The sequence below is a fragment of the Microbacterium candidum genome (assembly GCF_030315975.1).
Taxonomy (GTDB): domain Bacteria; phylum Actinomycetota; class Actinomycetes; order Actinomycetales; family Microbacteriaceae; genus Microbacterium; species Microbacterium candidum.
Genome location: NZ_JASXSZ010000001.1, coordinates 567,380 through 579,299, shown reverse-complemented (window position 1 = coordinate 579,299; position 11,920 = coordinate 567,380). Strand labels below are relative to the sequence as shown.

The window sequence follows — 11,920 nt, the reverse complement described above, 5'->3', positions numbered from 1 at the left end:
CTCGCGGAATGACGCCCTCACCGCGCGGCGGCACGGTCGCGGCGACACAGGAAGCCGAGAGCGCCGAGGATGACTCCCAGCGCGAGGTGCTGCGAGGATCCCGCCGGCGCAGCAGTGCTCGGATTCAGATCGCCATCGCCATCTCGCCGTAGCCCATCGCGATCAGGAGGGAGAGCGCGGCCAGGAGGATGGATGTCGGAACCATCGTGTTGCGCTCCGGCTTGCTCCGCGAAACGGCATTCATGGCAATGCCGAGAACGAAGAATCCGAAGACGATCCACATCGCGACGATTGAGAGTGTCTGCGTCAGGAGGTCGAGCGCGCCGATTCTGTCCCAGGCGATCGCGACGATGAGCGCGTAGACGAGGATCGTCACCGCGCTGCCGATCCGAAGCCTGGCCGGGAGCACTCGCTGTTGTCCGCCCCACGCGAAGCGGCCGAACGGCGCACCGAGGACGAGCGTCAGCTGGAAGATCGCTAGCAGGGCGAGCAGACCGGTGAGAACGAGCGCGAAGGGCATGGTCTCAACCCTGACCCGGGGCGCCCCACGAACCGCCGCCCGGGACGGGCGGGCACGTAGCACCCTGCGCGAGAGCCGCGATCTGGGCTCGCACGGCGACGCCCTCGTCGTTCTTCGCGAGGGTGTAGACGATCCCTTCCTGCGCGTCCGGCCGGGGGATGTACCCGACGATCGCACCCGTGATCTTCGGGTCATCGGGAACGGGCCCGCCCGCCGTCGACAGGAGGTTCGCCGTCGGATGCGCCCTCAGCCAGTTCGCCGCACCGGCTACGGTCGCGCCGGGGATCGTCCAGAAGGCCTCGATTTGCTCGACGGGTCCGCACGGCCATGCTGTGTAGGAGTCAAATCGGCCGGTGCTCACTGAGGAGCGCACTGCTCCCGGCGGGAGGGCCGCCGCGTCGAGCCACGCCTGCGCCTGCGCCCGAGCGTCGATGCCCGCGAGCCCTGCGGCGGTGGGCACAGCAGTACCGCTCGGTGCACTGGTCGGGCTGGGCTCACTCGCTACAGGCGTGTACTCGCCATACCCGCCGCGACCTGTCGGCGACGAGGCGCAGGCGGTCAGCGACAGGGCAAGACACAACACACCGATGGACAAGGCTGAGCGACGCTGCATGCCCTCACCGTAACGGCTGCCAGAGGGCTGTCCTTCAGGCGCGCTGAAGGATACCTCAACAGGGCAGCGGCTTGTCCGGCCGCAGCGTGACGAACCTCACGGGGTGTCTGTCGTCGATGCCTCAACGGAAGTCCCGGCCCTGCCCGCAGCGCCGGACTTCGTTCGAGCTGCAGCAGAGATTGCGTCAGCCGACCCGCACGGCGACACGAGCCGGCGCCGTTTCGGCTGCGCGGACGCCCTTCACCGTGAGCCAGACGCCGAGGCTCAGTTCCCACACGGCGATCGGCAGGGCGGATGCGGCGCCGATGGGCGATGTCTGCGTCCAGGCGCCGAAGAGCACGCCGATCGACGAGGCGAGCAGGATCGGTGCATCGATCAGCCCGATGGCCGGGATGAGCGGCGGAACGAGGCGCGCGCGCAGGAGCACCGTGCCGAGCAGCAGCGCGTTGACCGAGGCCATCACGGCCGGGCCGAGCAGGAACGTCCATCCGTGCAGCGCGCGGAGTGCCGCATCCGCGCTGCTTCCGTGCAGGGAGGCGAGCGCCATGACACAGAGGACCCCGACGAGGATGAGCGATGCCTCGAGCGTGCGCGAGACGACGAAGCCGACGGCGAGCGGTTCGTTGTGGCGGCGAGTGATGGGCAGGAGCGTGATCGCCGTGCCCACACAGGCGAAGGCCAGCAGGATCTCCAGCAGCGCACCCCACGTCGCCAGCTCGGGCTGGGCACCTTCCTGCAGCAGCGGAGTCTTCAGCGCGAGCGCGGGGATGGAGGTCGCGAACGTGACGAGATAGAGGATGCCTGCCGTGCGAGCGAGCGTGCGGTCCTGGTTCATGGGCGGTCCCTTCGATGTGCGGGTTGGTGTACGCCGTACACCTGGTGAGACAGAGCATAGGTGTACTCTGTACACCAGAGCAAGAGGGAATGCGGATATGCCACCGAAACAGGGACGCGCGACACCGTTGGATCGCACCGCCGTGCTGGCCGAGGCCGTGGTGCTCGCCGACGAGGGTGGCCTTGCCGCGATCAGCATGCGGGCGCTGGCCGCGCGCTTGGGCGTGGTTCCGATGGCCCTCTACAAGCACGTGGCCGACAGGGCTGACCTCGTCGGCGGGATGATCGACACCGTCGTCCAGACCTATCCGACGCCGGATGACGACGGCTGGCAGGCGCGCGTGCGCGCCCGCGCCCTGGCCGCGCGCGACGCTCAGGAGCAACATCCATGGATGCGGGCCGCCATCGATGAGGCGGAGCGGCCGACCCTCACGACGCTCGCTTACATGGATGCCGTCGCGGCAGACTTCATCGACGACGGGTTCAGCGTCGATCTCACGCACTACGCGATGCACGCCCTCGGGCACCGGATCTGGGGGTACTCGACAGAAGCCTTCCGGTCGGCGCCGGCAGGCGCAGATGACGAGGCCGCCGCGGCAATGCTCGCGGCACAGTTCCCGCATGTGGCATCCATCGCCATGGACACGGCGATGCGCAACCCCGCCGGAGCCTGCGACGAACGGCACGAGTTCGCGTTCGGGCTCGACCTGCTGCTCGACGCGTTCGCACGGCTCCGCGAGGCCGGGTGGGTGTCGGCCGTGCCCGACGCATCACTCTCCCGACCCGCATCCCCCAGCACCTAGGCCCCGGGCCGCATCTCGGTCAGTGTGGGCAGCTGAGCCGCCACATGGTTCGGGAAGGCGGTCAGCCCCAGTAGGCGATCTGCGCGCCGCCGTCGGGCGGAGAGAGACTCATCCCGTATCGCCCATCCTTGATGGCGCTGGCAGGATCTTCAGAGCCGATTGCCGAACAGGGGAAGCTGCAGCGCCTCGCGACCCCACGTGTAGGTCAGCGCGAGCCAGATTAAGAGCCCCAGGATCCCGGCAATCGGGAAGAGGACCGTCCGACGCCCCGCGCCGCGGAACATATGAGCACCAACCCCGCTCCCGACCAGCAGCAGGAACGCGCCGAAATAGAACGCGTTCAGTCCGGTCATGAACGCCGAATAGTCGCACAGATCCTCGGCGCAGCTGTCCATGCTCATCTGCGACCAGAACATGTCCCAGACGGCCACGAGCGTGAGCACCAGCTGCGTAAGCCACAACCACACGACGACGTGTGCTGTGTTCTTGCCCTCGGCGGTGTTCATCGCTGCACTCTTCCGACGGGTCGCGGCCGAGAAGCGCAGCAACCCAAGTCAGGCAGTCTTCCGAGATCGCGTGATGCCTGTGGAGAGGGCGGTGACGACGTAGGCGGAGACGAGCGCCGCGGACTACAGCCCCGACCGCCCGAACACGATGATCCCGCCGATCCCGCCTTCCGGCCGGCTGCTGGGGTGGATGCCGATCGTGACGAAGAAGGAGAGCATCACGACGCCGAGCAGCCCACCCGCGACAAGCCCGGCAAGCGGAGACGACCGCGTCACGAGGATTGCTCCGGCAACCACGACGACGGCCAGCAGGAGCCCGAGCCAGGCGAGTCCCTCACTGAGATAGAGCACGGCCGCGGCGCCGGAGCAGAAGTAGGTCACAGCGGCCGCAACGACGCCGACCACGATTCGCGCGAGGACGCCCGCCTGGGATTGCGCTGTCGTGACTACAGTTTCAGAGGTCATGAAGCCGAGGCTATGACGAAGGAAATCTAGGCACAATGCCTGAGATTCCAGTGCACTTCCATTGCGATGTCTCTGCAGTAGCACGGATGGGCGACGGAGTCCTACGCGAGCAGGCGCGCGATCGTCGTCTCGGTGTCGGCCGGGTCCGGAGTCGGGTCGGAGTAGATCTCCCACGTGGATCCGCCGGACTTCCGCTGGTTCGCCGACATCCACCTGTCGATCGCTTGGTAGCCCTCATTCATCCGGTCGTACAGGCCCCGGTGGACGACCAGCGCCACCTCGCCGGCGGGTGTCTCGGTCGAGCGCACCTCGCCCGCCGGCTCGAACGCGTGCGTCACCTCGACGCCGAAATCGCAGACAGTGAGTCCAGGCGTCGCGCCCGAGCGATAGATGAAGACGTTGTGCCCGCCGTCCCACAAGTCGGGATGCGCGCGTAGGAACGCCCACACCTGATCGAGCGCGGGCTTCCACGCGGAGCCGATCTCGCTCGCCGGCAGCTCCCGCCGCACCGCCGCGAGGATGCGCGACGAGACGGTGAGCACCTCGACCTCGGCCGGCATGCTCCCACGGTAGGCCGAAACGCCGCTCTCCGGAGGGGTTCCCTTGTTTGTTGAATCCGCCGGACCATATGCAGGGAGAATTCACGGATGCAGGCCGATTCGGGCCGGATTCTCTCGCCAACCGTTCGATCGGCCTGCATTCGGTACGGGCTCCCACCCTCCGACACCGCGGGCGTAGCGTCGGAGCATGGACGCTGACGTCTGCATCTCCGGAGGCGGGCCCGCGGGGGTCATGCTCGGACTCCTGCTCGCGCGGCAGGGCGTCGAGGTGGTCGTGGTCGAGAAGCACGCGGACTTCTTCCGCGACTTCCGCGGCGACACGGTGCATCCGTCGACGCTGAACCTCATCGACGCGCTCGGGCTGCGCTCTCGGTTCGACGCCATCCCGCACGACCCTTTGCCGCGACTCGACGCCGTGATCAACGGCATCCGTCTGCATGCGATCGACCTCTCCTCGCTCCCCCGCCCGAATGACTTCCTCACACTCATGCCGCAGTGGGACCTCCTCGCCCTGCTCGCGGAGGCGGGCGCGGAGCATCCATCGTTCCGTTTGCGCATGGGCGTCGAAGCCGCCGGCGTCCTCCACGAACGCGGCCGGGTCGCCGGCATCCGGACCACCGACGGCGAAGATATGCGTGCAGCGCTGACGGTCGCCGCGGACGGGAGGGACTCGACGGTCCGCCGCGCCCTCGGCCTCACCCCGCGGTCGTACGGCGTGCCGATCGACGTGCTGTGGTTCCGGCTTCCGCGGCCGACCGAGCCGCTCCCCGACACGCTGCTGTGGGCGAACGAGAACGGCCTGCTCGTCACGATCCCACGGCCCGGCTACCTGCAGTGCGGGCTCCTCATCCCGAAGTCGGGCTTCGCGCGGGTGCAGGCCGACGGGCTCGAGGCGTTCCGCCGGCGCATCACAACGATCACGCCGCGGCTCGCGGGCCCTGTGACCGAGCTCGCGAGCCTCGACGACGTGAAGCTGCTCTCGGTTCAGGTCGATCGCCTGGAGCACTGGTGGCGGCCCGGTGCGCTGTGCATCGGGGATGCCGCGCACGCCATGTCGCCCGTGTTCGGCGTGGGCATCAACTACGCGATCCAGGATGCCGTGGCGGCGGCGCAGCGCGTGGGCCCGGCGCTGCGCGATCGCTTTGCGCGTGACCATGCCGTGGATCGCGCCTGCGCAGCAGTGCAGCGGCGACGCGAGCTGCCGACGGCGGCGATGCAGCGGCTTCAGCGAGGCGTCCACGGGGCCATCGCGACCGGTGCACTCGCCCGCGTCGTCGACAACCCGCCGACGCGCGGCCAGCGCGCTGCGCTCCGCAGCATCCTGCCCGCTCTCCTTCCGCTGGCCGCACGCATGATCGGCTACGGCTTCCGCCCGGAGCGCATCCGGTAGGCGCCCCGCCGGGGCGTCATCCGTCGCGAACCGGGTTGCCCGCCCCGGGAACGTGACGGATGAACTCGGACGCTCTGCGTCATCCGTCACGAACCGGGTTGCCCGCCCCGGAACGTGCCGGACGAAACCGATCCGCGCGGCGACGCGAACCTACAGACGCCGCCGCACCGCGCGAGCGACGTCGACCAGGAGCGCGCCGACCTTCGTGCCGATGCAGAGGCTCACGAACGTCATCGGGGTCGCCGACAGCGCCTGCGGGTCGAAGGACGCGAGCGCGACGAGCCCGACCGTCCCTGGCACGAGCAGCAGGAACGCCGACTGGAACGACACCGTCGCGGGCACGGCCAGCGTCAGGCGCTCGAGCACGCGCGCGGCGACGAAGAGTGCCGCGGCGGCCACGCCGACGGCGACGACGCTGCCCACGATCGGACCGATCAGCACCAGAACGGCGTAGGTGCACGCCATCACGACGATGCCGACGACGGTAAGTCGGAAACCCGACCCGAACGCCATCCCGATGCCGATCGCGACCAGCACGACACCGACCCACGCGAGCCACAGCGGCGGCAGAGCCTCCCACCCCGAGCGCTCCGAGGAGACCCCGACGGTCTCGCCCACGAGCGCCGCCGACGTCGGATCGACGCGGAGCCCGGTGAGGGCACCCCCGGCGACGATCCCCGCGGTCATGAATCCCAGGATGATGATGCCGTAGACGAGCCGCGCAGACCCGGTGACGATGTCGGTCGCGGTGAGCTCGAGGAGCGCGTTCGTGATGAGCGCACCGGGCACGATGATCGCGATCGGCGCGCAGACGGCGAACAGCGGCACGGGGCCGAGCTCGAGCCATCCGGCGGACCATCCGACGAGGATCGTCGACACGAACGTCGCGACGAACGGGATGATCGCGGCGGCCGAGGGGACCCGGGTCATCAGCCGCGTGATGAGGCCGACCACCGCGCCCACGAGGGTCGCGACGACGATCGCCCACCACGGACACCGGAACAGCACCGCAAGACCCGATGAAATTAGTGCAGCGCCAGCGATCCACTGCAGGGCGGGATGGTGCCGACGGATGCCGCGGATCCGCGCGATCTCCGCCGGCACGTCGGCGAGCCCGAGGGTGCGTTTCTCCAGTCGCTGCGTCAGCCGGCTCGCGTGGGCGGCCTGGCGGAACGACAGCTCCTCCCCGCCCGCGTTCGACATCGATACCGCGCCCGGGACCTCCGGCTCGTTCACGATGACGAGCTCCGGCAGAACCGAGAAGGCGGCCCGCGAGCCGGGGGACGCCGCATCCCTCACCTGCTCGAGCGCATCGCGCACGTCGGTGACGGACGTGCCGGCATCCAGCAGCAGCGCTCCCAGATGGCCGAGCACGACGTCCGTCTCGCGGGCCTCGCTTCTCAGTTCAGGGGGCATGCCCCCATTGTGACGGTTCGCCCGCCTGCTCATCCGCCACGTCCTGGGCGATCTGACGCGGAACGTGACGGACGAGCGATCGACGGGCCCCTTCATCCGTCACGATCTGCGCCGGAAGGCCCTATTCGTGACGGACGAACGCCGCCCTATCGGCCGAGGAGCTGCTTCATCTGGGCGATCTCGGCCTGCTGCGCTGCGACGACCGCGCGGGCGAGGGCGACAGCATCCGGGTTCTTCCCGTTATCGATCTCGGTCTTCGCCATCGCGACCGCGCCCTCGTGGTGCGCGATCATCTGCGTGAGGAACAGACGGGATGCCTCGGGCCCACCTGCATCCTTCAGCGCAGCCAGGTCGGACGGGCTCATCATGCCGTCCATGGCGTGGTCCATCGGCATCGATTCGTCGGCGCCCCAAGAGGCGAGCCACGAGCGCATCTTCTCGATCTCGGGCGCCTGTGCCGCCTTGATCGCGCGGGCGAGGTCGGCGACCTCGGGGGTCACGTCGCTCTTCGCGAGCACGATGTCGCTCATCTCGACCGCCTGCTGGTGGTGCGGGATCATCATCGCCGCGAACATCACGTCGGCGGAGTTGGACGTGGATGCGGTGGCCGACGGCTTCATGCCGTGGCCGTCGTGGGCTCCGACGTTCGATGCCGGAGCGCACGCGGTCAGGGCGAGGGCGGCGGTCAGGGTCAGCGCGGCTGCCGCCGCGATGCGGTTGTTCATGAGTTCTCTTTCGTCTGTCGTGTGAAGTCGGGGCTGGAGACCAGCCCGCATCACCTGCGACAGACGCCCAGAGCAGTGAGGGTGGGAGGGTCGGCCGCGCGCGTCTCGACCGGCGCGACGGCGGATGCCCGCGACACTGGCGCGGTGACGAACGTCGCTGTCGACGGCGGCACCGGCACCACGTGGGCGGGGGCCGGTGCCAGCGCGCACATCGGGCCGGAATGCGTCCCGCCGTGGGCCGCTCGATCACTCGCGCCCGGGGGCATGTCCCAGAACACGCGGGATGCCGGCTGCGTGTGCGGCGTGTTGTGAGACATGGACTCACCCGCGCCGGCGGGCATGTCCCAGAACACGCGAGATGCCGGCTGCGCATGCCGCGTGTTGTGGGACATGCGGTCACCGGCGACAGCTCCCTCAGCTCCGGCGGCGGCAGCTCCGGCGGCAGCATCCGCCGCGGCGGGCATCGCCATCGCGTGCCCGGCGCCGGGGGACCCGGCATCCATCCCGTGCATCGCGAGGAGGCCCGCGATCGCGACCGCCGCGATGACTGCGGCACAGACCGAACGGCGCAGCATCCACCCGATCGCGGTCATGCGATCAGGATACCCCCTGGGGGTATGTCAGAGTTCTCCGGGAGACATCGCCTGGGCGTCGATCTCCTCGAGCAGCTCGCGCGTCGCGCTCTTCGCACCGACCTTGCGGGGTGCGTAGACGACGAGCGAGTGGAAGAGGAAGCGGACGACGAACGCGAGCATGAGGGTGATCGCCGCGGCGATGACGCTCGAGATATGCCAGCCCTGCACCATCGCGGCCATGATCGGGATGCGGATCACGGCCTCGCAGTTGTTGAACGCGAACGACTTCGCGAAGCGAGACCAGACTCCGCTCGCGTCCTCGCGCATGTCCTGGAAGACGAACCGCTCCTGGGCGAGGAAATTGCCGACGATCGTCACCTCGGAGGCGATGATCGCCGCCCAGATGTACTCGACACCCATATGCGTCAGCGCCCACATGATCGCGAGGTTCGCGACGGCACCCAACGCGCCGATGAATGCGAACAGCGACATCTTGCCGAACCGCAGCATCGTCAGCTGCAGCAGGAAGTGCACGCCCTGCGTGAAGGACGCCTTCGACTCCCCTGCGTGCCGGTCGGCGAAGGCGAACGGCACCTCGGCGACGCGCAGCGGCTTGCGCGCGAGGATCTCCAGGAGGATCTTGAAGCCGCGCGGCTTGAGCCCATCGAGATCGATCGCCGTGCGGTCGACGAGGAAGAAGCCCGTCATCGGATCGGAGACGTTCCGCAGCCGGATGGGGAACATCGCCTTCGTGAGCGCCGTCGACCCCCGGGAGACCAGCACGCGCCACTTGTCGGCGAGGCCGCCGGCGTCGCCGCTGCCCACGTAGCGCGAGGCGACCACGAGGTCGACATCGCCCCGACGGAAGCGGTGCTCCATCATCGGGATCTCCTCCGGCGGATGCTGGAGGTCGCCGTCCATGACGACGCAGACATCGGATGCGGCAGCGCGCATGCCTTCGACGACCGCGCCGCCGAGACCGCCGGACGGATCGTCACGGTGGATCATGCGGACCGGCAGCGGGGCGGATGCAGCGACCTCGCGGATCACGTCGGGCGTGGCATCCGTGCTGTCGTCGACGAAGAGGATCTCGGTGTCGGTGGTGTCCACCGCTTCGGCGACCCGGCGCACCAGCTCTGCCACATTCGGTGCCTCGTTGTAGGTCGGCACGATGATGGTGAGGTTCATCGGGGGATCTTCCGGATCGGCGGAGCCACTAGCAGATGCTGAAGGCGTATGTCCATGGTTTCATGTCGGCTCGCCCAACGCCTACCCGAGCGCAACACTCATGAAATCCGCACAGGATCTGCTGAGGAACCCGCGCCGGGGAGGAATCGGCGTCCAGCGCCTGCTCAGTCCGCATGCGGGAGAATGGATCCATGACCTCCTCGACCATCACGATGTATGGCGCCGACTGGTGCCGCGATTGCACCCGCACGAAGAAGCAGCTCGATGAGCTGGGTGTCGACTACCGCTATGTCGACCTCGTTGCGGACCCGGCCGCGGCCGATGTTGCCCGTGACATCTCGGGGCGCACCAGCATCCCCGTGGTCGTGTACCCGGACTCCTCGCACCACGTCGAGCCCTCGAACGCCGACGTCGAGTCGAAGCTGCGCGAGCTCGAGCTCATCTGAGACAGGCCGCGGCTCGGGCCTGACGAAGTGCGCCGTCGCCTCACTAGGCTGAGGCCGTGGCCGACGGAGTCGAACGAAACACCCGCACGATCGAGCAGTCGGTGGTCACCGACTTCGCCGACAGGATGAGCTACGGCGGATACCTCGAGCTGCCGATCCTGCTGTCGGCGCAGCATCCGCTGAGCTCGCCGGAGCACCCGGACGAGCTACTGTTCATCATCCAGCACCAGACCACAGAGCTGTGGCTGAAGCTCGTGCTGCACGAGCTCGAGGCCGCGAGCGCGCACCTGCGCAACGACGAGCTCGCGCCCGCGCTCAAGGGGATCGCGCGGGTCAAGCACATCCAGAAGACCCTCACCGAGCAGTGGTCGGTGCTGGCGACGCTCACCCCGACCGAGTACGCGCAGTTCCGCGGCGTGCTCGGCAACGCGAGCGGATTCCAGTCCGCGCAGTACCGCGCGATCGAGTTCCGGTTGGGGAACAAGAACGCCGGGATGCTGCGGGTCTTCGCGAACGACCCGCCGAACCTCGAACTCGTCACGGCGGCGCTGGAGGCGCCGAGCCTGTACGACGAGTTCCTCCGCCTCCTGTCGCGTGCGGGCTACGACGTTCCCGCCGACATCCTCGAGCGCGACGTCACGCAGGCGTGGGTGCTGCATCCCGAGCTCGTGCAGCTCTTCACCGCGATCTACGCGGACCCCGACGAGAACTGGTCGGCCTACGAGACGTGCGAGGAGCTCGTCGACCTCGAGGACAATTTCCAGCTGTGGCGCTTCCGGCATCTGAAGACCGTGGAGCGGATCATCGGCTTCAAGCGCGGCACGGGCGGATCGAGCGGCGTCCCGTTCCTGCAGCGCGCGCTGAGCCTCACCTTCTTCCCCGAGCTGTACGCGGTGCGGACGGAGATCGGGACATGATCGACGTCGACGAGCTGCAGGAGCTGCTGGGTCCGGGGGCGCATCCGGTGCACCTCGCTCTCGGCGGCGAGCAGGGCACTGCGCTCCCGCCGCTCATCGACCACCACGTGCACCTGCACCTCACCGACGAGACGATGCTGGCTGCGCACGGCATCGCCGGGGTCGTGGATCTCGGCGGCGATCCGGTCGCGCTCGCGCAACGGCAAGACGGCATGCCGCGCGTGGCATATGCCGGCGCCTTCCTGACCGCCCCAGGTGGATATCCGACGGATCGGGCCTGGGCGCCGGTCGCCACGTGGCGCGAAGTGCGGTCCGCATCGCCGGCGCCGGGGGTGCCCGGAGGAGCCGCGACGCTCGTCGACGAGCAGGCGGAGTTCGGCGCGTCCGTCATCAAGGTCGTCCTGCACGCGGATGCCGGGCCGGTGCTGGATGCCGGCACGCTCGATGCGATCGTGGCACGTGCCCACGAGCGCGGCCTTCCCGTCGTCGCCCACGTGGAGGGCGTCGGGATGGCGCGACTCGCCATCGAGGGCGGCGTCGATGCGCTCGCCCACACGCCGTTCTCGGAGCTTCTCGATGCGGACCTCATCGAGCGGGCCGCCGTGGCCGGACAGCGCTGGATCTCGACGCTCGACATCCACGACGGCGCGGCGCGCGCACAGGCCGCCGCGAACGTCGCGACCTTCGCGCGTGCGGGTGGCGCGGTGCTCTACGGCACCGACCTCGGCAACGGACCGCGCGCGCCGGGGGTCGACACCGCCGAGCTGCACGAGCTCCACGAAGCCGGCGTCCAGGGGCACGCCCTCATCGCGACGCTGACCGATCCGTGGCCGCAGGCCGCCGCGCCCTCGGGCGTCGCGACGTTCGTGCCCGGACTGCCGCCCGGGGCCGCATCCGAGATCCCGGCCTGGCTCGCCGGTGCACGGGTCGTCCCGCGCGAAGAGCTCGTCCCGAGGCGCTGA

At 69.1% G+C, this 11,920-nt stretch carries 15 protein-coding genes; 5 read left to right on the top strand and 10 right to left on the bottom strand.

Annotated elements, in window-relative coordinates:
- Positions 1–124: 124 nt before the first annotated feature.
- The 3 genes from QSV35_RS02725 to QSV35_RS02715 all read right to left on the bottom strand — a co-directional run bounded on the left by QSV35_RS02725 (position 125) and on the right by QSV35_RS02715 (position 1,968).
- On the bottom strand, positions 125–520 hold the full coding sequence (locus QSV35_RS02725) for a hypothetical protein (RefSeq protein ID WP_286286463.1): 396 nt from the start codon (positions 518–520) through the stop codon (positions 125–127).
- Positions 521–524: 4 nt separating this feature from the next.
- On the bottom strand, positions 525–980 hold the full coding sequence (locus tag QSV35_RS02720) for a hypothetical protein (RefSeq protein ID WP_286286461.1): 456 nt from the start codon (positions 978–980) through the stop codon (positions 525–527).
- Between the two features lie 337 nt (positions 981–1,317).
- Positions 1,318–1,968, bottom strand: a complete 651-nt coding sequence (locus QSV35_RS02715; RefSeq protein ID WP_286286458.1) for a DUF4386 domain-containing protein — start codon at positions 1,966–1,968, stop codon at positions 1,318–1,320.
- A gap of 97 nt (positions 1,969–2,065) precedes the next feature.
- On the opposite strand from QSV35_RS02715, the gene QSV35_RS02710 reads away from it, so the two are divergent.
- Positions 2,066–2,770, top strand: a complete 705-nt coding sequence (locus tag QSV35_RS02710) for a TetR/AcrR family transcriptional regulator (protein WP_286286456.1) — start codon at positions 2,066–2,068, stop codon at positions 2,768–2,770.
- 149 nt (positions 2,771–2,919) lie between these two features.
- On the opposite strand, the gene QSV35_RS02705 is transcribed toward QSV35_RS02710, so the two are convergent.
- The 3 genes from QSV35_RS02705 to QSV35_RS02695 all read right to left on the bottom strand — a co-directional run bounded on the left by QSV35_RS02705 (position 2,920) and on the right by QSV35_RS02695 (position 4,301).
- Positions 2,920–3,276, bottom strand: a complete 357-nt coding sequence (locus tag QSV35_RS02705; RefSeq protein ID WP_286286455.1) for a hypothetical protein — start codon at positions 3,274–3,276, stop codon at positions 2,920–2,922.
- Positions 3,277–3,399: 123 nt separating this feature from the next.
- Positions 3,400–3,741 carry a hypothetical protein gene (locus QSV35_RS02700; protein ID WP_286286454.1) on the bottom strand — a complete coding sequence of 114 codons (342 nt, stop codon included), beginning with the start codon at positions 3,739–3,741 and terminating at the stop codon, positions 3,400–3,402.
- 101 nt (positions 3,742–3,842) lie between these two features.
- A complete protein-coding gene (locus QSV35_RS02695) occupies positions 3,843–4,301 on the bottom strand; it encodes a GyrI-like domain-containing protein (RefSeq protein WP_286286452.1) in 459 nt (152 codons plus the stop codon).
- A gap of 187 nt (positions 4,302–4,488) precedes the next feature.
- Here QSV35_RS02695 and QSV35_RS02690 point away from each other — a divergent pair, with 187 nt between their 5' ends.
- Entirely contained in the window at positions 4,489–5,691 is a 1,203-nt protein-coding gene (locus QSV35_RS02690; protein ID WP_286286450.1) for an FAD-dependent oxidoreductase, read from the top strand.
- Between the two features lie 150 nt (positions 5,692–5,841).
- On the opposite strand, the gene QSV35_RS02685 is transcribed toward QSV35_RS02690, so the two are convergent.
- The 4 genes from QSV35_RS02685 to QSV35_RS02670 form a co-directional block, all read right to left on the bottom strand.
- A complete protein-coding gene (locus QSV35_RS02685; protein WP_286286448.1) occupies positions 5,842–7,107 on the bottom strand; it encodes a threonine/serine exporter family protein in 1,266 nt (421 codons plus the stop codon).
- A 146-nt stretch (positions 7,108–7,253) separates the two neighbouring features.
- The gene (locus QSV35_RS02680) at positions 7,254–7,832 is read right to left on the bottom strand and encodes a DUF305 domain-containing protein (RefSeq protein ID WP_286286446.1); all 579 of its coding nucleotides are present in this window, start codon (positions 7,830–7,832) and stop codon (positions 7,254–7,256) included.
- A gap of 50 nt (positions 7,833–7,882) precedes the next feature.
- A complete protein-coding gene (locus QSV35_RS02675) occupies positions 7,883–8,425 on the bottom strand; it encodes a hypothetical protein (protein WP_286286445.1) in 543 nt (180 codons plus the stop codon).
- Between the two features lie 27 nt (positions 8,426–8,452).
- Positions 8,453–9,595 carry a glycosyltransferase gene (locus QSV35_RS02670; protein WP_286286443.1) on the bottom strand — a complete coding sequence of 381 codons (1,143 nt, stop codon included), beginning with the start codon at positions 9,593–9,595 and terminating at the stop codon, positions 8,453–8,455.
- A 191-nt stretch (positions 9,596–9,786) separates the two neighbouring features.
- On the opposite strand from QSV35_RS02670, the gene QSV35_RS02665 reads away from it, so the two are divergent.
- From QSV35_RS02665 to QSV35_RS02655, 3 genes are read left to right on the top strand one after another with little or no spacing between them, the layout of a single operon-like run.
- Positions 9,787–10,041 carry a glutaredoxin family protein gene (locus QSV35_RS02665; protein ID WP_286286441.1) on the top strand — a complete coding sequence of 85 codons (255 nt, stop codon included), beginning with the start codon at positions 9,787–9,789 and terminating at the stop codon, positions 10,039–10,041.
- A 56-nt stretch (positions 10,042–10,097) separates the two neighbouring features.
- A complete protein-coding gene (gene kynA, locus QSV35_RS02660) occupies positions 10,098–10,958 on the top strand; it encodes a tryptophan 2,3-dioxygenase (RefSeq protein WP_286286439.1) in 861 nt (286 codons plus the stop codon).
- Positions 10,955–11,920, top strand: a complete 966-nt coding sequence (locus tag QSV35_RS02655) for an amidohydrolase family protein (RefSeq protein WP_286286437.1) — start codon at positions 10,955–10,957, stop codon at positions 11,918–11,920. Before kynA ends, QSV35_RS02655 begins: the two co-directional genes overlap by 4 nt.

Coding starts and splice junctions, on each gene's coding strand:
- QSV35_RS02725 (WP_286286463.1), bottom strand. CDS start 520: ATGCCCTTCGCGCTCGTTCTCACCGGTCTGCTCGCCCTGCTAGCGATC.
- QSV35_RS02715 (WP_286286458.1), bottom strand. CDS start 1,968: ATGAACCAGGACCGCACGCTCGCTCGCACGGCAGGCATCCTCTATCTC.
- QSV35_RS02710 (WP_286286456.1), top strand. CDS start 2,066: ATGCCACCGAAACAGGGACGCGCGACACCGTTGGATCGCACCGCCGTG.
- QSV35_RS02705 (WP_286286455.1), bottom strand. CDS start 3,276: ATGAACACCGCCGAGGGCAAGAACACAGCACACGTCGTCGTGTGGTTG.
- QSV35_RS02700 (WP_286286454.1), bottom strand. CDS start 3,741: ATGACCTCTGAAACTGTAGTCACGACAGCGCAATCCCAGGCGGGCGTC.
- QSV35_RS02695 (WP_286286452.1), bottom strand. CDS start 4,301: ATGCCGGCCGAGGTCGAGGTGCTCACCGTCTCGTCGCGCATCCTCGCG.
- QSV35_RS02690 (WP_286286450.1), top strand. CDS start 4,489: ATGGACGCTGACGTCTGCATCTCCGGAGGCGGGCCCGCGGGGGTCATG.
- QSV35_RS02685 (WP_286286448.1), bottom strand. CDS start 7,107: ATGCCCCCTGAACTGAGAAGCGAGGCCCGCGAGACGGACGTCGTGCTC.
- QSV35_RS02680 (WP_286286446.1), bottom strand. CDS start 7,832: ATGAACAACCGCATCGCGGCGGCAGCCGCGCTGACCCTGACCGCCGCC.
- QSV35_RS02675 (WP_286286445.1), bottom strand. CDS start 8,425: ATGACCGCGATCGGGTGGATGCTGCGCCGTTCGGTCTGTGCCGCAGTC.
- QSV35_RS02670 (WP_286286443.1), bottom strand. CDS start 9,595: ATGAACCTCACCATCATCGTGCCGACCTACAACGAGGCACCGAATGTG.
- QSV35_RS02665 (WP_286286441.1), top strand. CDS start 9,787: ATGACCTCCTCGACCATCACGATGTATGGCGCCGACTGGTGCCGCGAT.
- QSV35_RS02655 (WP_286286437.1), top strand. CDS start 10,955: ATGATCGACGTCGACGAGCTGCAGGAGCTGCTGGGTCCGGGGGCGCAT.